Annotated in this window: 16 protein-coding genes; 6 read left to right on the plus strand and 10 right to left on the minus strand. The window is 72.9% G+C overall.

All coding sequences use genetic code 11. From position 1 onward, the window contains the following. The first annotated feature begins 9 nt into the window (after positions 1–9). From H9I49_RS00975 to galE, 3 genes are read left to right on the plus strand one after another with little or no spacing between them, the layout of a single operon-like run. On the plus strand, positions 10–429 hold the full coding sequence (locus tag H9I49_RS00975; protein ID WP_188028410.1) for a BlaI/MecI/CopY family transcriptional regulator: 420 nt from the start codon (positions 10–12) through the stop codon (positions 427–429). Positions 430–432: 3 nt separating this feature from the next. Beyond that, positions 433–1,326, plus strand: coding sequence for a M56 family metallopeptidase (locus tag H9I49_RS00980; RefSeq protein WP_188028411.1), 894 nt, complete (start codon positions 433–435; stop codon positions 1,324–1,326). Positions 1,327–1,378: 52 nt separating this feature from the next. Beyond that, positions 1,379–2,407, plus strand: a complete 1,029-nt coding sequence (gene galE, locus H9I49_RS00985; RefSeq protein WP_188028412.1) for a UDP-glucose 4-epimerase GalE — start codon at positions 1,379–1,381, stop codon at positions 2,405–2,407. Between the two features lie 364 nt (positions 2,408–2,771). Here the strand turns inward: galE and H9I49_RS00990 are convergent, their stop codons facing one another. Both H9I49_RS00990 and H9I49_RS00995 read right to left on the minus strand, forming a co-directional pair. After that, entirely contained in the window at positions 2,772–4,151 is a 1,380-nt protein-coding gene (locus H9I49_RS00990; protein ID WP_370587378.1) for an MFS transporter, read from the minus strand. Positions 4,152–4,160: 9 nt separating this feature from the next. Continuing rightward, a complete protein-coding gene (locus H9I49_RS00995; protein WP_188028413.1) occupies positions 4,161–4,610 on the minus strand; it encodes a nuclear transport factor 2 family protein in 450 nt (149 codons plus the stop codon). A 92-nt stretch (positions 4,611–4,702) separates the two neighbouring features. Between H9I49_RS00995 and H9I49_RS01000 the strand changes: the two genes are divergently transcribed. The 3 genes from H9I49_RS01000 (at position 4,703) to purB (ending at position 7,675) form a co-directional block, all read left to right on the plus strand. Continuing rightward, positions 4,703–5,278 carry a low molecular weight protein-tyrosine-phosphatase gene (locus H9I49_RS01000; RefSeq protein WP_188028414.1) on the plus strand — a complete coding sequence of 192 codons (576 nt, stop codon included), beginning with the start codon at positions 4,703–4,705 and terminating at the stop codon, positions 5,276–5,278. 4 nt (positions 5,279–5,282) lie between these two features. After that, on the plus strand, positions 5,283–6,074 hold the full coding sequence (locus H9I49_RS01005; RefSeq protein ID WP_188028415.1) for a VOC family protein: 792 nt from the start codon (positions 5,283–5,285) through the stop codon (positions 6,072–6,074). Between the two features lie 188 nt (positions 6,075–6,262). Beyond that, positions 6,263–7,675 (plus strand): adenylosuccinate lyase, encoded by a 1,413-nt coding sequence (gene purB, locus H9I49_RS01010; protein WP_188028416.1) that lies wholly within the window; start codon positions 6,263–6,265, stop codon positions 7,673–7,675. Between the two features lie 18 nt (positions 7,676–7,693). Here purB and H9I49_RS01015 read toward each other — a convergent pair whose 3' ends face one another. The 8 genes from H9I49_RS01015 to H9I49_RS01050 all read right to left on the minus strand — a co-directional run bounded on the left by H9I49_RS01015 (position 7,694) and on the right by H9I49_RS01050 (position 21,446). Beyond that, complete coding sequence (locus H9I49_RS01015) at positions 7,694–10,063, minus strand: cation-translocating P-type ATPase (protein ID WP_188028417.1); 2,370 nt, start codon at positions 10,061–10,063, stop codon at positions 7,694–7,696. Continuing rightward, positions 10,047–11,033 carry a hypothetical protein gene (locus H9I49_RS01020; protein ID WP_188028418.1) on the minus strand — a complete coding sequence of 329 codons (987 nt, stop codon included), beginning with the start codon at positions 11,031–11,033 and terminating at the stop codon, positions 10,047–10,049. The genes H9I49_RS01015 and H9I49_RS01020 overlap by 17 nt, the downstream gene beginning before the upstream one ends. Further along, positions 11,030–11,245: a heavy metal-associated domain-containing protein gene (locus H9I49_RS23575; RefSeq protein WP_188028419.1), complete on the minus strand. Its 216-nt coding sequence runs from the start codon at positions 11,243–11,245 to the stop codon at positions 11,030–11,032. Before H9I49_RS23575 ends, H9I49_RS01020 begins: the two co-directional genes overlap by 4 nt. 121 nt (positions 11,246–11,366) lie before the next feature. Beyond that, the gene (locus tag H9I49_RS01030; protein WP_188028420.1) at positions 11,367–11,684 is read right to left on the minus strand and encodes a hypothetical protein; all 318 of its coding nucleotides are present in this window, start codon (positions 11,682–11,684) and stop codon (positions 11,367–11,369) included. An 18-nt stretch (positions 11,685–11,702) separates the two neighbouring features. Beyond that, entirely contained in the window at positions 11,703–16,742 is a 5,040-nt protein-coding gene (locus H9I49_RS01035; protein ID WP_188028421.1) for a hypothetical protein, read from the minus strand. After that, positions 16,739–18,058 (minus strand): ATP-binding protein, encoded by a 1,320-nt coding sequence (locus H9I49_RS01040; RefSeq protein ID WP_188028422.1) that lies wholly within the window; start codon positions 18,056–18,058, stop codon positions 16,739–16,741. The genes H9I49_RS01035 and H9I49_RS01040 overlap by 4 nt, the downstream gene beginning before the upstream one ends. Before the next feature lie 2 nt (positions 18,059–18,060). Beyond that, entirely contained in the window at positions 18,061–19,272 is a 1,212-nt protein-coding gene (locus tag H9I49_RS01045; protein WP_188028423.1) for a contractile injection system tape measure protein, read from the minus strand. Then, positions 19,269–21,446, minus strand: coding sequence for a hypothetical protein (locus H9I49_RS01050; RefSeq protein ID WP_188028424.1), 2,178 nt, complete (start codon positions 21,444–21,446; stop codon positions 19,269–19,271). The genes H9I49_RS01045 and H9I49_RS01050 overlap by 4 nt, the downstream gene beginning before the upstream one ends. Between the last annotated feature and the right edge of the window lie 4 nt (positions 21,447–21,450).

Consider the following 21,450-nt stretch of genomic DNA (forward strand, 5'->3'; position numbering starts at 1 on the left):
TGGAACACCATGCCCAGCACACCCCGCAACCGCCTCGGCGACCTCGAACGCGCCGTCATGGAAGAGCTCTGGACCACCGCGGACGCCCACCCCGAGGGGCGCACCGTCCGTGAGGTCCACGACGCCGTCGGTGTCGAGCGGGGGCTCGCCTACACGACGCTCATGACCGTCCTCGACCGCATGGCGAAGAAGGACCTCGTGCGGCGCGAACGCGACGGCCGCGCGTGGCGCTACACCGCCGCGTCGACCCGTGCCGAGCTCACGTCGGAGTCGATGCACCACACGCTCGGCGAGCTCGCCGGTGACACCCGACGGTCGGCGCTGCTGCACTTCCTGGACGAGTCGACGCCCGAGGAGATCGACGAGCTCAAGGCCGCCCTGGCCGAGCTCGAGTCCCGACAGCCCGACACCGGTCGCGGCACAGTCTGAGCCGTGCTCGTCGTCGCGGCGATCGTCGTCCTGGCGAGTCTGCTCGCCTGGCCGGTGCCGCGCGTCCTGGCGCGGGCAACCGCCCTGCGCAAGGCTCCCCGCGCCGCGCTCGTGCTGTGGCAGTCGACCGCAGTCGCCGCGGTTCTGGCCGCCCTGCTCGCCGCGCCCGCCGCGGTCCCCGCCCTGATCGGCCGCCAGGTACGCCTCTCGGAGCACTGGGTCGTCGTCGGGATCGCCGCCGCCCTGAGCGCCGTCGTCGCCGCCCGGCTGCTCCTCTCCGGTGACCGGGTCGGGCGCAACCTGCGCGCTGCCCGCCGCCGCCACCGCGACCTCGTCGACCTCCTGGGCGACGCACGGGACGGCGACCACCGCACCCGCGTGCTCGAGCACACGACGCCGACCGCGTACTGCGTGCCCGGCGTGCACCGCCGAGTCGTGCTGACCCAGGGCACCATCGACCGCCTCGCCCCCGACGAGCTCGATGCCGTCCTGGCCCACGAACGCGCCCACCTCGCGGCCCGGCACGACCTCGTCATGGAGTTCTTCACCGTGGTCCACGAGGCGGTGCCGCGGTTGCTGCGCTGCGACGCGGCGCTGCGCGAGGTGCACCTGCTCATCGAGGTGCTCGCCGACCGGGCGGCCGTGCGCGGTGCCGGCGTCCTCAGCACCGGGCGTGCGATCGTCGCGATGGCCGGCGGCCCGAGGCCGGCCGGCACGATGGCGATGCGCGAGAGCACGGCCGACGCCAGAGCGCGCATCGAGCTGCTTGACGCCCACCGGGTCGCCGGCGTGCCCGTCCCCCTCGCTGCCGCCGGGATGTATGCCGTGTCCGTCGCCCTCCTCGCCGCTCCCCTCGCGCTGTTCGCCCTTGCCATCACCGAGCTGACGCTCGTCTGACCCGCGGACGAGGGCTGATCGGCCCAGGGCCACGCTCGATAGGGTGGGCGCCATGCGCGTACTCGTCAGCGGCGGCGCCGGTTACATCGGCTCGCACACCGTGGTCCAGCTCGTCGCCGCCGGGCACGACGTCCTCATCGTCGACAACTTCGCCAACGCCAAGCCGACGGTGGTCAACCGGCTCGAGGCGCTGACCGACACGCACCTGCCGGTGCACTCGTTCGACCTGCGCGACCACGACAAGACCGAGCACCTCTTCGCCAACGAGCACATCGACGCCGTCATCCACTTCGCCGGGCTCAAGGCCGTCGGCGAGAGTGTCGAGCTGCCGCTCGAGTACTACGAGAACAACCTCGTCTCGACCTTCTCGCTCGTGCGCGCGATGCGCCGCCACGGCGTGACGAAGCTCGTCTTCAGCTCCTCCGCCACGGTCTACGGCCACAACCCGCCCCCGCTCACCGAGGACATGACGACCGCCGCGACCAACCCGTACGGCTGGACGAAGGTGATGATCGAGCAGATCCTGCGCGACGTCGCCCACGCCGACCCGTCGCTGCGGATCGCGCTGCTGCGCTACTTCAACCCGGTCGGCGCCCACGCGAGCGGCACGATCGGCGAGGACCCGCAGGGCATCCCCAACAACCTCATGCCGTTCATCGCCCAGGTCGCGGTCGGCCGCCGCGAGAAGCTCCTCGTCTTCGGCGACGACTACCCGACGCCCGACGGGACACCCCTGCGCGACTACATCCACGTCGAGGACCTCGCTGCCGGCCACCTCGCCGCGCTGAACAAGCTCGGCCAGGTCGAGGACCCCGTGTCGACGTGGAACCTCGGCACCGGTCACGGCACGAGCGTCCTCGAGGTGCTGCACGCGTTCGAGCGGGCCGTCGGGCGGGAGCTGCCCTACGAGGTCGTCGGTCGCCGCGCCGGTGACCTGCCCGAGTCGTTCGCCGACCCGTCGCGCGCCAACGCCGAGCTCGGCTGGCGCGCCGAGAAGACCATGGACGACATGTGCGTCGACCAGTGGCGCTGGCAGAGCGCCAACCCCACCGGCTACCCCGACTCCGACTCCGACGCCTGACCTGCCCCCACCCACCCACGCACCCACGTCGAGTGGTCACTCCCGTACACGCGAGGGCCGCACCAAAACGACCACTCGACGCAAGGGATCCACTCGAGGTGTCACTCCCGTACACGCGAGGGCCCCACCACAACGACCACTCGACGCAAGGGATCCACTCGAGTGGTCACTCCCGTACACGCGAGGGCCGCGCCACAACGACCACTCGACGCAAGGGATCCACTCGAGTGGTCACTCCCGTACACGCGAGGGCCGCACCATAACGACCACTCGACGCAAGGGATCCACTCGAGTGGTCACTCCGGTACACGCGAGGGCCGTACCAAAACGACCACTCGACGCAAGGGTCCGCGGGGTTGTGGGATCAGGGGCGGGGGTCGAGGGCGTCGTAGTCGCGGAACGAGGGGACGCGCGCGACGGTGAGGACGACGAGCACGACGACGAGGAAGCCGCCGACCAGCGAGGGGACCCGCGTCGCAGTCACGGTCGCGAGGGTGCCCGCGAACATCTGGCCGAGCCGCGGGCCTCCGGTGACGACGACCGTGAAGACGCCCTGCGTGCGGCCCCGCAGGTGGTCGGGGACGGCCGCCTGCAGGATGGACTGCCGGAAGATGGCACTGATGTTGTCGGAGCCGCCCGCCACGGCGAGGCACAGCGCGGCGAGCACGAGGGCCACGCGGTTGACGTCGCCGAAGTCCATCGACGCGACGGCGCTGCCGCCCAGTGCGGTCACGGCGAGCACGACGCCGAAGCCGAGGATCGCGAGGCCGTAGGAGACGATCGCGTTGCGGATCGCCCGGCCCTGCCAGCGCAGGCCGGTGACCCGGCCGGAGCCGAGGCTCGACAGGATGCCGCCGACGGCGAAGGACGCCAGCAGCAGGCCCGCCGTGACCGAGCCGCCACCGATGACGACGGCGCCGACGGCCGGGAAGAGCACCATGGGCTGGCCGAAGGTCATCGCGATCACGTCGACGACGAAGCTCATCCGCACGTTGGGGGCGCGGCGCAGGTGCGCGAGCCCGTCGACGACGGACCGGAAACCGCCCACGGCCGGCCGCTCACCCTCGGGCCGGATGCGTGGGAGCGTCCACAGCCCGAAGAAGCCGGCGAAGAAGAGGATGACGTCGATCGTGTAGGTCCACGCGTAGCCGGCTCGCGCCACGAGCACACCTGCGACACCGGGCCCGACGGTGACCATGACCCCGGCCGAGACACCGAGCAGCGCCGCGGCCTTGGGCAGCAGCTCGGTGGGCAGCAGGCGCGGCGTGATCGCCTGGCGGGTAGCCGAGGCGATGGTCGCGGCGACGGCGTTGACGGTCGTGATGACGTAGAACACCCACACGTGCTGGGCGCCGAACCACGTGATGGCAGCGAGCACGACGGTCGAGGCCCAGGCGACGGTCGAGGCCGAGAGGGCGACCACGCGCCGGTCGAAACGGTCGGCGATCGCACCTCCGTAGAGTCCCGCCACGATCATTGGCAGCAACGAGAACCACGCGACGAGGGACACCATGAACGTCGAGTGGGTGAGGTCGTAGATGTGCAGGCCGACGGCGGTGTTGGTGACGAACGTGCCGATGCCCGCGAGCGTGTTGCCCAGCCAGAGCCGCGCGAAAGCGGGGCTGACCCGCAGCGGCGTCACGTCGATGAGGTGCGACCTCCGCCGAGGCTCGACGGCCCCGGATCCCACGGCCCCGAGCTCGACGGGCGCGGCCGCGTCGGGCCGGTGGGATGGGTCGGTCACAGAGCGAAACTACGCCACCGCGAGCGAGCCCGAGTCGACCGGGATGGAGGCGGGGAGACAGGCTGGGACGCAGGCTGGGACGTCGCGCAGCCGTGACCCGTCCCGCACCCAGACCCAGCGGCCCTCTGCCGTCCGGCGCGCGACCTGGGTGCGAACGGTCCCGTCGGCCGCCGTGGAGGTCGTCATCGCGAGGTCTCCCGAGACCACGGCGCGGGCGGCGACGACCGCAGCGGCCCCGACCGGGCCGAGCGCCCCGGCGGCCAGCGCCGCCGCGAACGCACTGCGGATCGCCGTCGACCCGGCCGCCTCGCGCCCGCGCGGCAGGCTCACGACGGCGTCGGCGGCATACAGCCCGACGATGCCGTCGAGGTCGGCCGCGGCCACGAGCGCGGCGAGCGTGGGCTCGAGCTCCTCCGGGGCACCCGCCCCCATGGTTGTCGCCTGCTCGGTCGTCGTCATGGCCACACCGTTCCACCGCCCACCGACAACGGGTAAGAGCAGTGGGGTCGCTTCGGGGATCCGCTCGGGATCGGAGGTGTTCAATGGGGCTCATGTCGCCTCGCCCACTCCACGTCACGTTCGTGTGCAGCGGCAACATCTGCAGGTCCCCCATGGGGCACGTCATCCTCCAGCGCCTCGTCGACGACGCCGGCCTGAGCGCCCTCGTGAGGGTCAGCTCGAGCGGCACGGGCGACTGGCACGTCGGCGAGCACGCCGACCCCCGGACCGTCGCGGTGCTCGCCGCCCACGGCTACGACGGCTCGCAGCACAGGGCCCGGGAGTTCGAGCCCGACGAGTTCGACGACGTCGACCTCGTCCTCGCGTCCGACGAGGGGCACGTGCGCGCGCTGCAGCGGATGGCCCGCACGCCGGCCAACCGTCGCAAGATCCGGCTCGTCCGCGAGTTCGACCCCGACGCCGTCGCGGCGGGCACCCTCGAGACGGGCGACCCGTGGTACGGCGGCGACGAGCACTTCGTCCGGTGTTTCGCCGAGGTCGAGGCCGCCTGTCATGGCATCCTTCACCACGTCAGGGACCAGCTGGACGGCCGGCTGGACGGCGAGCCGGACCGGCACGTGCACGACGAGGACGACGTGGACGACCGGGTGGACACGGAGCAGCCCTGACCCGATGCGAGACCTGAGCCTGACAGTGCCCGACTACCCCTATGGTTCCCCGTGCTGGGTCGACCTGCTCGTGAGCGACGTCCCCCGCGCGAAGACGTTCTACACCGAGCTGTTCGGCTGGACGTGGCTCTCCGGCGACCCCGCGACCGGGGGCTACACGATGGCGCTGCTCGACGGGCACCCCGTCGCGGGCATCAGCCGCAAGCCCGACGGTGCGCCCATCCCGAGCCAGTGGACGACCTACCTGCGCGTCGGCGACATCGAGATCGCGGCGGCCGCGATCACCGCGCACGGCGGCCGCGTCCTCGGTCGGCCGGTGTCGATCGGCGCCCTGTCGCGGACCCTCATCGCCGTCGACCCCGGGGGCGCCTACTTCGGCGTCTGGGAGCCCGGCGACCTGCCCGGCAGCGGCGTCCTCGACGAGCCGGGCTCGCTCACCTGGAACGAGCTGCTGACCCGTGACTACGACCTGGTGCAGCACTTCCAGTTCGGCGTCTTCGGCCACGAGTTCACCGAGGAGACGGAGCCCGGCGGGCCGCGGTGGGCCACGGCGCACACGGGCGACGGCAACCCGGCATACGGCCTGGCCGAGATCGACGACGAGTGGCCGGCGCAGATCCCGCCACATTGGGTCGCGTCGTTCGCGACGCACAACGTCGTGCCCGCGCTGGCTCGAGCCCTCGAGCACGGCGCAACGCTGCTGCAGGGGCCGTTCGACGGACCGTACGGTGTCGGCGCGGTTCTGAGCGGCCCTGAGGGAGAGGTCTTCTCGCTCCTCGTCCCCGACCTGGACTGAGACGGGTCGAGCAGTGGCGTAGCAGCAGATGAGGTATGCGGTCGGGACCCTTCCTGCGTCAGTGCTCCACCCAGCGGGGCAGTGACGTGGCGGCCACGGGGTATGCCGCCCTCCCGCACGCCCGCGCGCAGAGCGGTCCGAGGCGGACGGCATACGGACCACTGCGCGCGCTCTGGGAGGATGGGGCCATGGCTTCGCTTGCTGACGCAACCCCGCCCATCGCGCTCGGGGCGCTCGACGGTCGCTACCGCGGCGCGGTGGCGCCGCTCGTCGACCACCTGTCGGAGGCGGCGCTCAACCGCCAGCGGGTGCACGTCGAGATCGAGTGGCTCGTCCACCAGACGACCCACGGCGTCGTGCCGGGCGTCCGGAAGCTGAGCGACGACGAGGTCGCGGCGCTGCGCGCGATCGTCGACGACTTCGGCACCGACGAGGTGGCCGAGCTCGGCGAGATCGAGCGCGTCACGGTGCACGACGTCAAGGCGGTCGAGTACTTCCTCAAGGAGCGCCTGGCCAGGGTCGCGCACGCCCCGGAGGACAAGGGCATCGCCGAGCTCATCCACTTCGGCTGCACGAGCGAGGACATCAACAACCTCTCCTACGCCCTCATGGTCAAGGGCGCCGTGCAGCAGGTGTGGCTGCCCAAGGCGCAGGCCCTCGTCGAGCAGGTCGCGACGATGGCGCGCGAGCTCAAGGACGTGCCGCTCCTCGCGCACACCCACGGCCAGCCCGCGACGCCGACGACGATGGGCAAGGAGCTCGCCGTCCTCGCGCACCGCCTCGGCCGGCAGCTGCGCCGCATCGAGAAGCAGGAGTACCTCGGCAAGTTCAACGGCGCCACCGGCACCTACGGCGCGCACGCCCTCGCCCTGCCTGACAACGACTGGCCCGCCATCTCGCGCGCGTTCGTCGAGGGCCTGGGCCTCACGTGGAACCCGCTCACCACCCAGATCGAGAGCCACGACTGGCAGGCCGAGCTCTACGCCGACGTGGCCCGGTTCAACCGGATCCTGCACAACCTCTGCACCGACGTGTGGACCTACATCTCGATGGGCTACTTCGCGCAGGTGCGCGGCCAGGGCACCGTCGGGTCGAGCACGATGCCGCACAAGGTCAACCCGATCCGCTTCGAGAACGCCGAGGCCAACCTCGAGGTGAGCAACGCCCTCCTCGACGTGCTCGGCGGCACACTCGTGCAGAGCCGCCTCCAGCGCGACCTCACCGACAGCTCGATGCAGCGCAACATCGGCACGGCCTTCGGCCACTCGCTGCTGGCTCTCGACAACGCGGCCCGCGGCCTCGCCGGTCTCGACGCGGTGCCCGAGGCGATGGCCGCCGACCTCGAGGCCAACTGGGAGGTGCTCGGCGAGCCGATCCAGTCCGCGATGAGGGCCCTTGGCGCGCAGGGCGTTCCAGGCATGGAGGAGCCGTACGAGCGGCTCAAGGAGCTGACCCGAGGCCGTCGCATCAACGGTGACGACCTGCGCGAGTTCGTCCGCGGGCTCGGGCTGCCGGCCGACGTCGAGGCCCGGTTCGTCGCGTTGACGCCGCAGACCTACACGGCCCTCGCGAGCCGGCTCGTCGACGACTACCTCGCCTGAGCCGGCCCGCGGAACCTGTCACTCTGCGGCGCGGAACCGCTTGAGCCGCAGGCTGTTCGTCACGACGAACACTGACGAGAACGCCATCGCCGCGCCGGCGAGCATCGGGTTGAGCAGTCCTGCGGCGGCGAGCGGCAGTGCGGCGACGTTGTAGGCGAACGCCCAGAAGAGGTTGCCCTTGATCGTCGCGAGGGTGCGCCGCGCGAGCCGGATCGCGTCGGCCGCGACCCGCAGGTCCCCGCGCACGAGCGTCAGGTCGCTCGCCTCGATCGCGACGTCGGTGCCGGTGCCCATGGCGAGGCCGAGGTCGGCCTGGGCCAGCGCGGCCGCGTCGTTGACCCCGTCGCCGACCATCGCCACGACGCGTCCCTCTGCCTGCAGCTGCTTGACGACGTCGACCTTGTCCGCGGGCAGCACCTCGGCGACGACGTCGTCCGCGGCGATGCCGACCTCGGCGGCCACCGCCCGCGCGGTCGCGGCGTTGTCGCCGGTGAGGAGCACCGGTCGCAGGCCGAGGTCCCTGAGCTCGGCGACGGCGCGCGCGGAGGTCGGCTTGACCGCGTCGGCGACCACGAGCACACCCCGGGCCGCGCCGTCCCACGCGACGACGACCGCGGTGCCGCCCGACTCCTCGGCCCGGCGCAGCGCGTCAGCGAGGTCGTCCGGCACCTCGACCGCCCAGTCGCCGACGAACGAGGCGCGACCGACGAGGACGGCGCGCGCGACCCCGTCGACGGTGACGACGCCCTGGACGCCGAGGCCGTCGGAGCTCGCGAAGTCCGCCACCGCCGGCAGCGCGCCGCCGGCCTGGATCGCGGTCGCGGTGCGCTCACGCGCGCCCGCCGCGACGGCCCGCGCGATCGGGTGCTCCGAGGCGTCCTCGACCGCGCCGGCCAGGCGCAGCACCTCGGCGGCGGACTCCCCGGCAGCCGGCACGACGTCGCGCAGCTCCATCCGGCCCGTCGTCACGGTGCCGGTCTTGTCGAGGACGACGGTGTCGACCCGACGCGTGGACTCGAGGACCTCGGGGCCCTTGATGAGGATGCCGAGCTGGGCGCCACGGCCGGTGCCGACCATGAGCGCGGTCGGTGTCGCGAGCCCGAGCGCGCACGGGCAGGCGATGATGAGGACCGCGACGGCCGCGGTGAAGGCTGCGGCCGTCCCCCCACCGGTGCCGAGCCAGAAGCCGAGCGTCGCGACGGCCAGCGCGATGACCACGGGCACGAAGATCCCGGACACGCGGTCGGCCAGACGCTGCACCTGCGCCTTGCCGTTCTGCGCATCCTCGACGAGCCGGGCCATCTGGGCGAGCTGCGTGTCCGACCCGACCCGCGTCGCCCGGATGACAAGCCGGCCGCCGGCGTTGACGGTGGCGCCGACGACGGCGTCGCCGGGCCGCACCTCGACGGGCACGGACTCACCCGTGAGCATCGACGCGTCCACGGCCGACGTGCCGTCCTCGACGACGCCGTCGGTGGCGATCTTCTCGCCGGGCCGGACGACGAACCGCGCGCCGACCCCGAGCGAGGCGACCGGCATACGCTCCTCGACGTCACGGCCGTCGGCCATCGGCCGCAGCACCGCGACGTCCTTGGCGCCCATCTCGAGCAGGGCGCGCAGCGCGGCGCCCGCGCGGCGCTTGGAGCGCGCTTCGGCGTACCGCCCCGCGAGGATGAAGGTCGTGACGCCGGCCGCGACCTCGAGGTAGATGTTGGCCGAGCCGTCGGTGCGCGCGACCGTCAGCTCGAACGGGTGCGTCATGCCGGGCGCCCCCGCCTCACCGAGGAAGAGGGCCCACAGCGACCAGCCGAACGCGGCGAGCGTGCCCATCGAGACGAGGGTGTCCATGGTCGTCGTGCCGTGGCGCAGGTTCGTCCACGCCGCCCGGTGGAACGGCCAGGCACCCCAGACGATGACCGGCGCCGCGAGAGTCAGGGAGAGCCACTGCCAGTACGTGACCTGCAGGGCCGGCGCCATCGCCATCGCGATGACCGGGACCGTGAGCACCGTCGAGACGAGCAGCCGCTGCCGGAGCCAGCGCACGTGCTCGTCCGCCGGGTCGCCGGCCCGGTCGGTCGGGCGGCCGACGCCGTCGGGGGCCGTCGTCTCGGTCACCGGCGGTGCGGGGACCGTCGCGCCGTAGCCGGCCGCCTCGACGGTGCGGACGAGGTCCTCGGCGCTGAGGGTGCCGGGCGCGGTGACCCTGGCCTTCTCGGTGGCGTAGTTGACGGTCGCGGTGACGCCGTCGAGCTTGTTCAGCTTGCGCTCGATCCGGTTGGCGCACGAGGCGCAGGTCATGCCGGTGATGTCGAGCTCGATCGTGCTCGCTGCCGTGGCGTCCGTCAGGTCCGAGGCCGCCTGGAGGCGGGGGTCAGTGGCCGTGGCCATCGGATGCTCCTCTCGTCGGGATGCTGCCGTCAGTCGGGGTGCTGCCGTCGGCTGCGGAGCCCGTCGCCGTGACGACGAACGAGGCCGTGCGCACGACGCCCTGGTGCTGGAAGTCGAGGTGGAGGCCGTAGCCACCGGCGCTCGGCACCGCGGTGTGGAACACGACCTCGGGACCGGGCGTCGTGCGGCCGTCGCCGGGCTCGCCGTCCGGGTGGACGTGCAGGTAGGCGAGGTCTCCGTCGCGCAGGGCGACGAGGTGGCCGTAGGCGCCGAGGTAGGGGTCGAGGTCGGTGACGGGCCGTCCGTCCTTGCTCACCGTGAGCGCGAGGCGCGCGTCGCGGCCCGCGACGAGATCACCGGTGAGCGTCACCGTGTAGCCGTCGACCGTGGCCGTCCGGCTGGGCGCTGCGGGCGGCTCGGGCGTGAAGCTCCCCGCGACCGACAGGTCGGCTCCGAGGGTCAGCGGGTCGGCGCCGGTCGGCTTGAAGTCGGCGAAGAGCCGCCACGCGCCGGGGCGCAGGTCGAGGGTGGTCGACCACGTGCCGTCGGCGGCCAGCGTGGGGTGCACGTGCTGGAAGCCGCTCTGGTCGCGGCGCACGGCGATGAGGTGCAGCCGCTTCTCGTGCTGGACGTCGAAGCCCGTCACAGGACTGCCATCGGGTCCGGTCACCGTGAAGGAGACGGGGATGCCGGCGCCCGCCTGTGCGGACGGGGAGGCGAGTCGCAGGGCGTAGCCGTCCTGGGCCACCGCGAGGCCACCGGGCAGGGACGCGGCGGCCGCCGCGTCGTCGCCGGCAGGAGCGACGTGGCCCTCGCCGTCCGCGCCGTGTCCGTCGGCGTGCCCCGATGATGTCGCGGTGACGTCGGGGCCGACGGCTGCGCCGATCCCGAGGGCGGCCGCGAAGAGGGCCGCGAGCCCGAGGACGAAGCCGGCCACGCGGGCCGTGGTGCCGAACCGGTCGAGGTTCATGACGCGCCCGCCAGGGCGTAGCCCGCGTCCTCGACCGCCGCGCGGACCGCGGCCTCGTCGACAGGGGCGGTCGCCGTCACAGTGAGGGATCCCGTCCCGAGGTCGACCGCGACGTGCTCGACGCCACTGATGGCGCCGACCTCCTCGGACACGGACGAGACGCAGTGGCCGCAGGTCATGCCGACGACGGTGTAGGTGCTGGTCTGGCTCACGGTGGTGGCCTTTCTCGTGCTGGTCGGTGATCGGTGCGCATACCCATAGGGGGTATGCCAACACCATAACCCAACCAACCTGATACCCACCAGGGGTATTCCTTCGAGACTCCCGCGGGCCTCAGCCGGGCGGGCGGTCGAGGCGCTCGGCGGCGTCTCGCAGCACCTGGGCGAGGCGGGAGCCGAAGCGCTCCCCCGGGGTCGGCTCGCTCTCGATCCGTTCGCGCAGCGCGTCAGCCTCGGCCTGCGCGGCCGCACGGACCTCGGGATCCTCCGACGCGAGCCGCGCCGCCAGACCGGCGACCTCGCGGATCGCGTCGCCGACCGCCCACACCGCCGCAGCGGGCGAGGCCGTCAGCTCCTCCGGCCCACCCCCGGTACGTCCCGCCAGCCACCGCGTGCCGGGGCCGTATGCCGTGTGCTCGCGTTCGTCACTCATGGTTCCCTCCGTCGAGGTTCACCACCCGACCACGTCGAGGGCGGCCTCGAAGTCGCGGATGATCTGAATGTAGTTGCCGCTCTGCACCGCCGCGAGATCGCCGATCGTGAGGCCGGCCACCCGTCCAACGCCCTCGAGGTTGTACCAGACCGAGATCGCATCATCGAGGCGGGCAGCCGGGATGCCGGTCGTCCGACCGTTCCACACCCATGTCTCGATCTCCGTCATCACGGCGACCGCGAAGGCGTACGGCCCGTCGTGGCGGTGCTGCGTGTACAGCGTCCGCAGCCAGTTGTGGAAGTCACGGGACTGGCCGGTGCCAGCGCCACGCCGTCCTGACTCGTCACTGCTGAAGGCCCCGACGTGACCGGCGGGATCGGGCGTGAAGTGCCACAGGACATGTCTGGTCTGACTTCTGAGGGCGTTCTGGAAGTCCACCCACTTGACGGCGCGTGCGAGTGCCTCGGCATCCTGTGCGTCCAATGCCTGTCTCAGGAGCTCGGGGATCATGTTCGTGGGGATCCATTCGTGGTTGCCCGGCCTGATCTCGCGGAACCTCCTCTTCACGTACTCCTTCGTCGCCGGGCTCGAGCTCCAGACGCCGAGGAACTGGGCGAGTGTGATCCCTCCGGACGACTGGGAGCGGGCCATCTCGCGAAGGAAGGTCGCGACGTCGCCGGCAGCCGTGATGGCGCTCTTCACAAGGGGGTTCACCGGGTCACCGGGCAGACCGACGAAAGCGCCCCAACGGCTTCCTGATGAGGTGAAGGTCATCGCCTGGATGGCGTCGCGAAGGGCGGCGTTGTCCTCCGCTGTCACGACGTGCAGCCCGTGCTGCTTCAGGCGCGACACTGCGTCGTTGCCGAGAGCCCGGATGAACTCCGTCCGGACGGTGTGTGACGGGTCCGGAGAGTCCGTCTCGAACGCGTGGTTGCGGAACGTGCCCGAGGCTGCGCTCCGTGGATTGCTCTGGCTGCCGACGAGGAACCACGGCAGGAGCTGGCGGTGCGTGGCCGGACGCCCGAGGTAGGACGCCGCCGATGCGCTGTCCAGATCGGCCCGGGTCCAGATCGGCGTGGTGCCGTCCGGGTCGAGCTTGGGCGCGGTGACGGCGCCTTCCCATTGGGGGATCACGGTCGCGGCGTATGCCGACCCGTGGCCCTGGATGTGCGCTGCGATGTCGCGGAGGTACTCGTCGGGGTCCCTCTCCTCGAAGAGGGTGAACACCTCCCGAAGCAGAGAGGCGAGCGCCCGCTGCCGAGCCTCCAGCGAGTTGTCGGACGGCGGCTCCTGGTCGTCGTTCGGGTCGCGGTTCGCTGCCTCAAAGGCCTGCGCGAGCGCGTCGGCGTCGGCATCCATCGCCGTGAGCATCCCGTCGAGCTCCGTCAGCTTGGCGTCCGCCGCGGAGCGGTCCTCGACGTTCTCGATCGTCGAGAGTCGGCCCCGCCACTCGGCGGCCTTGTCACGGATCGCCGTCGGGGTCGAGGCGACCATGAGCGTCGCATCAGAGCCGGAGCGCTCGATCCAGGTGCGGTGGGCCTCGTGGGCGGCGCTGAACCGGACCGTCGTGCCCAGCTCGGTGTCGTCGCCGTGGCCCTCCTCGCCCTCCTCACCGCCGACTCCCATGCGCGCCAACAGCGCCCGCCCCCGCTCGGCGAGGAATCCGATGACCCGGTCCATGGCGGCATACACGATCGTCTGGAGGCGGGTGATGACCTCGGCCACCTCCCCGGGGAGCCCGCCGAGGTGAAGCAGGCCGGCGAGGAAGTCGATGACGGGCGGGATGAGCGAGGCGAGCGCCCGCTCGACGGCCGCCGCGAGCCCGCCGATGTTGCCGGCGATGACGTCGGCCATGCCGTTGACCACGGCCTCGACGAACCGGAAGATCCGGGCCGCGTTGCGGAAGATCCACGAGCACACCTGGTAGATGAGGTCGATGGCCTGGGCGATGGCGCCCACCGGGTTGAGCATCCCGACGACGCGGACCACGACCTGCTGGATGAGCGTCTCCACGAGGTACTGCACCGCAGCCTCGAGGATCATGTTCACGATGTTCTCGGGGCTCAGCTGCTCCCTGATGAGCTCGACGAGCCCTTCGGGCCCGCGCTCGATGAGGACCGACACGAGCTGCCAGGCCGCCTCGATGACCTCGACGGCGGTCGGCCCGATGTGCCGCACGAGGATCTCCCGCACGCGCGGCCACGTGATCCCCATGAGCTGCAGCGCGAAGGTGAAGAGCGACCTCGGCGAGAAGTCGCGCGGCATCGGGATCGGACTCTCGAGGCCGGAGAAGAGCCAGTCCCAGAAGCCGCGCAGCACGTGCGTGCCGAAGTTGTCGAAGAACTGCTCGAAGCCCTGCTTGACCCCGGCGACGAGGTTGTTGATGAAGTTCTCTGGGTCGTCGGCGATGTCGGAGATGACCTGCTCGATGCGGGCGATCAACGCCCAGAAGGCTGCTGGCGGGATCCCCACGAGCCGGAGGAGCCCGTTGATGATGGCTCGGATCGGGTCGTCGATGAACTCCTCGATGGCGGCGACGACCCGCCCGATGAGACCGCCGGCCTCGTCGCGCCGGGCCTGAGCCTCGGCGTGCACCTCGTTGACGGCCTGCACCGCGCGCTGCGACACGTCCCGGACGAAGCTCGTCTGCGCGGCGGTGACCCGCTGGCTCAGGCCCTCGAGCATCCCGGCGAACCGCGCCCGCTCCGTCGCGGCCCACTCGGGGAACTCGGCCTCCATCGCCGTGAACGCCGCGTCGATGTCGTCCCGCGCGTGCTGGATGAGGGCCTGCGCCGCGGCGACGACACTGTTGACGTCGCTCGAGATGTCGGTGAGCAGGGTGCAGACGCCGTCGCCGAACTCCCGCTCGGCGCGGTTGTACTCGTCGGTGACCCAGTCGGGCAGGCCGCCGATGTAGTCGCCGACGGCGAGGATCGCGCCCCCGACACCGGAGTGCCGCTCGTCGATCCACCGCTTGACCCGGTCGAGGGTGTCGTGGAAGGCCTGCGACAGCTGCGCGAGCCCGGCGTCCCAGCGCGCGATCGCGGTGCGGCTCAAGGGCTCGAGGAGCGCGTCGACCTGGCGCTGCGCCTCGTCGTAGATGCCCTGCGCCCGGGCCGACACCGACTCGCGCGTCTGCTGCTCCGTCGTCACCATCCCGCCCTGGGCGGTGTCGACCGAGCCGACGGTGCCCGACCGCGACGCCCGCATCGCGGCGACGGCCTGCTGCTGGAGCTGCGCCATGTCCGCCTGGGCCGTGTCGACGGCCTGCTGCTGCTCGGTCTGGATCTGCTGGGGCGTCCGCTCCGCGGCCTCTCCGAGCTCGCCGCGCGCGGCGCGAGCCTCGGCGAAGGGCCCGTCCGGGATCTCGCGCGTCACCCGCGTGTCGATCCCGGAGTCGGCGATCCGCTGGTCGGTCGCGGCGACGTCCGCGTCGAGCGACGTGTTCTCCGGCGGGATCGGGTCGGGCGCGGCCCCGGCAGCGTCGACACCCATGCCGGGCGACGTCGGTGACGGCGTCTCGATCGGCGTGGGCGTCAAGGCGGGCGTCCCCGCCGGCGGGGACGCCATGGCGTCGTAGCTGTCACCGACCTGCGCCGTCTGCGTCTCGACCGAACCCGTGATCGTCGCACCCGCTGCCTGCGCCTCGTGCGTGGGGTCGGTCTCGATCAGCTCGTCCTCGTCCTCGGGACGGTTCTCGCGGATGGCAGTGCGGATCCGCTCGCACAGCTCGACGATCTCGGGGCTAGGCGCCGGCCGTTCGCCCAGCTCGGCGGCCAGCTCCTCCCGGGCGCGGGCGGCGGTCTCCGACGCCGGCTCCTCGACGGCTCCCCGCGAGTCCGCGACGTTCTCGTCGGCGGTGGGCAGGTCGCGGGCGGCTGCACCGGCGCCGCGCGCTCCCCCGGCCACCGCGCCGCCGCGCGCCGCCGCCGCGGGCGTCAGCGTCGAGGGCGGCTCGGGCATGATCAGCTCCACGACCGGCGGCGCCTCCTCCCCCTCGGCCGCGGGCTCGGGTATGCCGTCCGCTCCCGTCCCGGCGGCAGCACCCCCCGCGCCGGGCTCGGCCACGGCCGCCGTCGCCTGCTCGGGGGTCTCGGCCGTCGCCGCCTCTGCCTCGCCGGTACGGGCGGCGGCCCCCTCGCCGACCTCCGCAGACGGCGCGCCCTCGGGCACCGTCGCCGGCACGACGGTCGTGTCGGCGGGTGGCGCGGCCGGCGTCGGCGGCGCGGGCGGCACGAGCGGCTCGGGCTCGCCCGTCACCGCACCGAACAGCCCCGAGAGGGCGGCGCGGACGGCGGCGTCGAGCACGGCGAGCATCTCGGGGCTGTCGACCCCGTGGACCCCTGGAGCGAGGAAGAGGTCAGTGTCGGTGACGAACGCGGGAGCGCCGGCCACGGGGCTGTCCGGGTGCACCCGGATCGCGCTGACGTCGACCCCGAGGAGCCCGCGGTAGACCTCGGCGACGCGAGGGCTGAGCGGCAGACCGGGCGGTACCGCGTCGCCGGGCAGGTGGATCGTGGCTTGCGTGCCGGTCCTCGGCGCGTCGACGCCCTCCGGCGCCGACCACGCGGTCTCGGCCGGGAGCGGCCGCAGGTCGACGCCGAGCGTCGTGCCGCGGAGCGTGACCGCCGGTGCGGCGAGAGGCTGTTCGGCGCTCCAGCCCTCGACCCGCCACGTCGCCTCGCCGAGGTGCAGGCCCATGAGGCCGATGCGGGCCCGCATCTCGACGGTGCCGTCGAGCGAGCCGTCGGACCGGAAACCCGCGCGTCCGGTCAGCTCCGCGAAGGGAGCCCGGCCGCTGAGCACGACCGCTCCGCCGTCGACGCCCCACTCGGCCTGGACGGCCGCGAGGCCTCCCGCAGTCGTGGGCGGGTCGAGGGCGACGACGGCCGAGTCACCGGCCGGCCTCGGCACGGCGCCCAGCACCGGCGCACCGTCAGCCCCCGGCGCACGGGACGCGACGGCATACGTCAGCGGACGCGTCGTGCGGCTGCCGGCCCGTTCGGCCTCGGGGCCCGGGGACGCCGAACCGGCACGTGTCGTGACCGGCGTGCTCACCGCGGCACCGTCCGCCCCGCCTTCTCGAACTGCCGGCGGATGCCGTCCAGCAGGTGCTCGGTCGTCACGACGCGGCCGTTCGAGGCGGCGAGGTAGGCGGCGTCGAGGGTCGCGTCGCGGATCTGCGCGCCGGTCAGCGGGTAGCGCCGCGCGATGCCCGTCCGGTCGATGGCGGGATCCATGGGCAGGGTCGCGGGCGCGACTGCGGCCCAGAGCTTTTCGCGCTCGGCGGGCCCCGGCTCGGGGAACTCGACCATGACGTGGATGCGCCGCTGGAAGGCGTTGTCGATGTTCGCGAGCAGGTTCGAGGTGAGGATGACGATGCCGGGGTGCTGCTCGACGCGGGACAGCAGGTACGACACCTCCTGGTTGGCGTAGCGGTCGTGCGCGTCACCGACCTCGGTGCGCGCCCCGAAGACGGCATCCGCCTCGTCGAAGACGAGCACGCAGCGCTCCCGCGCGGCACGGTCGAAGACCTTGGCGAGGGCCTTCTCCGTCTCGCCGATGTACTTCGACACGAGCGCCGAGAGGTCCACGAGGTATGCCGGGAGGCCGGCCGACGCTGCCAGCGCCGCGGCCGTCATCGTCTTGCCAGTGCCGGGCGGGCCGTGGAAGAGCGCGATGAGGCCGCTCGCGTTGTCGTGGTGCGCACCGAAGCCCCAGTCCTCGACGACCATGTCGCGGTGGGTGATCCGCGCCGCGAGGTCGTCGACGCGTGTGCGGGCGGCGGCGGGCAGGACGACGTCGGCAAGCGTGTGCACCGTCGTGAGCGGACGGGCGGGGAAGTCCGCCGACGCGGTCGGCGTCTCGGGCGGCAGCCCCAGGAGCCAGGCGACGAGCGCGGGGTCGGGCCGCAGCTGCCCCGAGAGGTCGCCGGCCGGGTCGAGGGTGAGCAGCCCCCGGGCGCGCAGCCGGCCCTGCGACGACAGCAGGGCCGTCGCGTCGAGCCGGCCCCGGAACGACCGCGCGACGAGCGTCCGGGCGACCTCGCCCGTGAGGCCGACGACCGACGGGCGGTCGGTGAGCGCTCCGTAGCGGACGGCGAAGCGCTCGTCGGCGTAGGGCGCCACGGCGGCGAGGACGACAACGGCCTCCGCCACGGACAGGCCTGCGTCGCGGACGAGCTCGGCGAACGGCCCGACGCCGTCGAACCGCTCGAGCGGCGGCAGCCCCTCGTCGTCACCGTCGATGGAGAGCCGTCGCCCCTCGGGACCACCGCGCCGCTCCTCGACGCGCACGGCGACGAGCGCGTCGAGGACCTCGAGGGCCGACCGCAGCTCCGCGACCTCGGGCGGCGCAACCAGACCAGACCTCATCCTCACCGGAACCTCACGGTGACCGGCGGTGACCACGGCAGCTTGAGCAGCCCGACGGGGTAGGGCAGACGGGGCAGGAGGACGTCGAGCGGGTGGGTCGCGGCGGTGAGCAGGACCGGGTCCCGCTCGGTGTCGAGCAGGCCCCGGCGGAGCACCCACGACGCCCGGACGAACCGCTCGCTCGACCGCTCGAAGCCGGGGAGCAGTGCCGCGAAGCCGGAGAGCACGCTGCCCGCGGACTCGGCAACCTCACGGGCTGCACCGAGCGGCATACGAACTCGGGGTGCGGCGTCGACTCCGAGCGGCCGACCGGCGAGGAGCCGGACAAGCGGGTCGTCGGCGAGCGTCGGGTCGTCGGGGTCGACGACCGCCGCGAGCGCCGCCTCGCGTACGTCGACCGGGTCGAGCCTCGGGTGCAGGGCCTCGGCGCGGCGGCAGTGGTCGGCGAGCCACGGGTAGAGCAGCGCGAGGCCCGCAGCCCGGGTGAGGTCGGCGACGGCCACGGGCCCGCCGCTGTCGGGCGCGACCTGGGCCACGCCCGCGAGCTGGGCGAGCACGGCGGCCTCGGCGTCGCGCAGCCGTTCGGTGTGCGCTGAGGGCTCGGGCTCCGCAGGCGTGGAAGGCGCCGACGACGGATGGTCGGGACGGCGCCGGCGCGGCCCTGACGGCTCGTCGGCAGGGAGCGCAGGTGGCGCGGCCGGTCGGGGCGACTCTGGCGGACGACCTTGTGGCCCAAGGGTCCTCGCGACCCCTGCCACGAGCTCGGCCCAATCGGCCTCTCCCAGCTGGTCGCGCGCCGCCGCCGCGACCTGCGGGTCGGCGAGGGCCAGCAGGGCGGCCGGCAGGTGCATCGGCTGTGCCCCCGATGCGGGTGACCAGGCCCGGGCCGCCACCACCACGGCGTGTGCCGTGGTCGCGGAGACCACGGCCGTCGGCTCCCCCGCGAACCCCGATGCACCCGGCCGCGAAGGGCGGACGCCGGCCTCCGCCACGACGCGCGCCCGGATCGCGTCGGCCCACAGCACGGCCAGGGTCTCGTCGTCGTAGTCGTCGACGACGAGGTCGAGCGTCACGGCGACCTGCTCGAGATGGACGTCTGCGACGTCGGCGAGCGCACGGTCCAGGGCCGCCGGCAGGGTCGTGGCCGCGACGCGCGCCAGCCGCTGCGCGCCCGGTCCGCGCAGTCGCAGCGTGTCGACGGCCACGTCGGTCATGGCAGTCGTCTCCCGAGGTCGCGCAGCTGAGCGTCGAGCTGCTTGCCGAGGTCCTTGGAGATGCCGGACGCCTTGACGAGGGTCCGGATCGTCGACAGCACCTCCATGGCCGCGGCCGTCACCGTGGCCGCGTCGGTGACCGGCGCCTCGGCACCCTCGGCACCCTCCGCGCCCTCGGGCGCCTCCGGCGACACGGCCTGCGCGAGTGCTGCGTGGGCGCGGTCGGCCGCAGCGGCATACCTGCTGAAGCTGCGGTTGCGCGGCTTGGGCAGCGAGCGCAGCGCGTCGACGGTCGTCCGCGCGAAGTCCGCGATGCCCTGGGCCAGCTCGGAGTCGATCTGGCCGCTGGGCCGGACGATCACACCGCCGCCGATCCCGCCCGGACCGCTGATGACGCCGCCTCCGCCCGCGCCGCCCACGACGTCGCCGATGCCGCCGCCGCCGACCTTGCCGGGCTCGAGCCGGATGCCGTCACCGAGCTTCGAGATGACATCGACCTTCCCCTCGAGCACGTTGATGCGGGTCTGCACCCCCTCGAACTCCTTGAAGCCCTCCTCGAGCGAGCCGATGCGGTCGCCGAACGCTCCCGGGTCGAAGCTCGTCTTGTAGGTGAGGAAGTCGGTCTGCAGAGTCGTGAGGTTGTTGTCGAGGCCGGCGATCGTCTGGTCGAGCTCGGTGAACCGGGCCTCGAAGCCCGACGACAGCCCGCGCAGCTCCGTCGCGGCCGCCATCGCCTCGTTCGCGGCGCCGACCGCAGCGGGCAGCGCCGAGCCGACGGTGCGGACGTTCTGCACGGTGGGCACGCGGCCGGTCGAGACGACGACTCCGGACGCGTCGACGCCGAGCACGACGGAGTCGGAGGCCGCGAAGCCGCCGGCCGGCGCGTACCCCTCGAGGGTCTGGACCTCTCCTGCTGCCATGACGCGGACGTCGGCGATGGCGCCCTGCTCGCTGATGAACCCGCCGAGCACCTCCTTGACGTCCAGCCCCTGGTGGCCGAGGTAGTCGGTGAGCGGGAACTCCTTCTCGCCCAGCACGTCGACGGGCTGGCGCTCGTAGACGATGTCGGGGTCCTTCCACGTCTCGATCGGTGGGTACCAGATCGGCTCGCGGGGGTCGAAGATCCACTTGTCGTGCCACGTCTCGGGGATCTCCTTCGGCGGGAACTTGATCTTGATGCACTTGTCGCCGACCCGGATCGAGCCGACGGGGCAGGCGATCGGCGGCTTCGGGTCGCCGACGGGGGCGGGGTCCGGCGGTGCGTAGCCGGCGAGCAGCGCCTCGAGCTCGTCTCGGAAGGCCCCCGCCGGGTCGGAGCACGTGCCGCCGAGGAACGCCTCGGTGAACCCGCGCGGAGGCTCCCACGCGTGCCGCCACGCGCAGTCGAAGACCCACGTGCCCGAGACCTCGTGCACCCAGCCGAGCACGACCCCGGGCCGCGTCGTGGTGCGCTCCGACGTCAGGCTGAGCAGGGCCCGCACGCGCAGCAGGTCGAGCGTCGCGAAGAGCACCATGTTGAGCCAGCCGCACTTGTAGCCCCGGATGCCGGCGGTGTCGCCAGTCGCGATCGACGTCGCCTGGAGCTTCGCGATGAGGGCCGGGTCGACGAGCGGCGCCGTGCCGTTGGTCAGCCGCGTGGCGATCGCGTTGCGAAGCGCCGTGTACGAGTTGGTCGGCGTCGAGTCGAGGGACAGCCGGATCGGCTCGACGGTGAGCAGCGACTCGGCCGCGAAGTCCATGCGGGTGCCGGTGACACGGCCGGCGACGACGCGCAGGGCCACGGACCGCGTGTGCAGCTCGGCGTGCCCGGCGCACCCCGACTCCCCGCAGGCAGGGGACGGCTCGATCGTGTCGGCCGACTCGAGGACGACGCTGAAGCCGCCGGGCGCCGCGCTGACGAAGTCGTAGGCCACCGACTCCGCGGCAGGTGGCAGCGGGATCGCCCTGCTCGTGTCGAGCACGAGCGGCTCACCCGTCTGGTCGACGGCGAGGCCGGGGCTGACCGTCAGGGTCGTACCCGACGTGACGACTCCGGCGAGCCCCGCGTTGACCCCGAACCCGACCATGCGCCCGACGAGCCGGTCGCGCTGGTGCAGGAAGGCCCGAAGGTCGTTGAGCTCGGCCTCGGTGAGCGTCTGGCCGTCCACGAAGACGGGGTACTGGTTGTCTGACATCGCT

It is taken from the genome of Terrabacter sp. MAHUQ-38, from assembly GCF_014518425.1.
Taxonomy (GTDB): domain Bacteria; phylum Actinomycetota; class Actinomycetes; order Actinomycetales; family Dermatophilaceae; genus Terrabacter.

Coding starts and splice junctions, on each gene's coding strand:
- H9I49_RS00975 (WP_188028410.1), top strand. CDS start 10: ATGCCCAGCACACCCCGCAACCGCCTCGGCGACCTCGAACGCGCCGTC.
- galE (WP_188028412.1), top strand. CDS start 1,379: ATGCGCGTACTCGTCAGCGGCGGCGCCGGTTACATCGGCTCGCACACC.
- H9I49_RS00995 (WP_188028413.1), bottom strand. CDS start 4,610: ATGACGACGACCGAGCAGGCGACAACCATGGGGGCGGGTGCCCCGGAG.
- H9I49_RS01000 (WP_188028414.1), top strand. CDS start 4,703: ATGTCGCCTCGCCCACTCCACGTCACGTTCGTGTGCAGCGGCAACATC.
- H9I49_RS01005 (WP_188028415.1), top strand. CDS start 5,283: ATGCGAGACCTGAGCCTGACAGTGCCCGACTACCCCTATGGTTCCCCG.
- purB (WP_188028416.1), top strand. CDS start 6,263: ATGGCTTCGCTTGCTGACGCAACCCCGCCCATCGCGCTCGGGGCGCTC.
- H9I49_RS01015 (WP_188028417.1), bottom strand. CDS start 10,063: ATGGCCACGGCCACTGACCCCCGCCTCCAGGCGGCCTCGGACCTGACG.
- H9I49_RS01020 (WP_188028418.1), bottom strand. CDS start 11,033: ATGAACCTCGACCGGTTCGGCACCACGGCCCGCGTGGCCGGCTTCGTC.
- H9I49_RS01030 (WP_188028420.1), bottom strand. CDS start 11,684: ATGAGTGACGAACGCGAGCACACGGCATACGGCCCCGGCACGCGGTGG.
- H9I49_RS01040 (WP_188028422.1), bottom strand. CDS start 18,058: ATGAGGTCTGGTCTGGTTGCGCCGCCCGAGGTCGCGGAGCTGCGGTCG.
- H9I49_RS01045 (WP_188028423.1), bottom strand. CDS start 19,272: ATGACCGACGTGGCCGTCGACACGCTGCGACTGCGCGGACCGGGCGCG.
- H9I49_RS01050 (WP_188028424.1), bottom strand. CDS start 21,446: ATGTCAGACAACCAGTACCCCGTCTTCGTGGACGGCCAGACGCTCACC.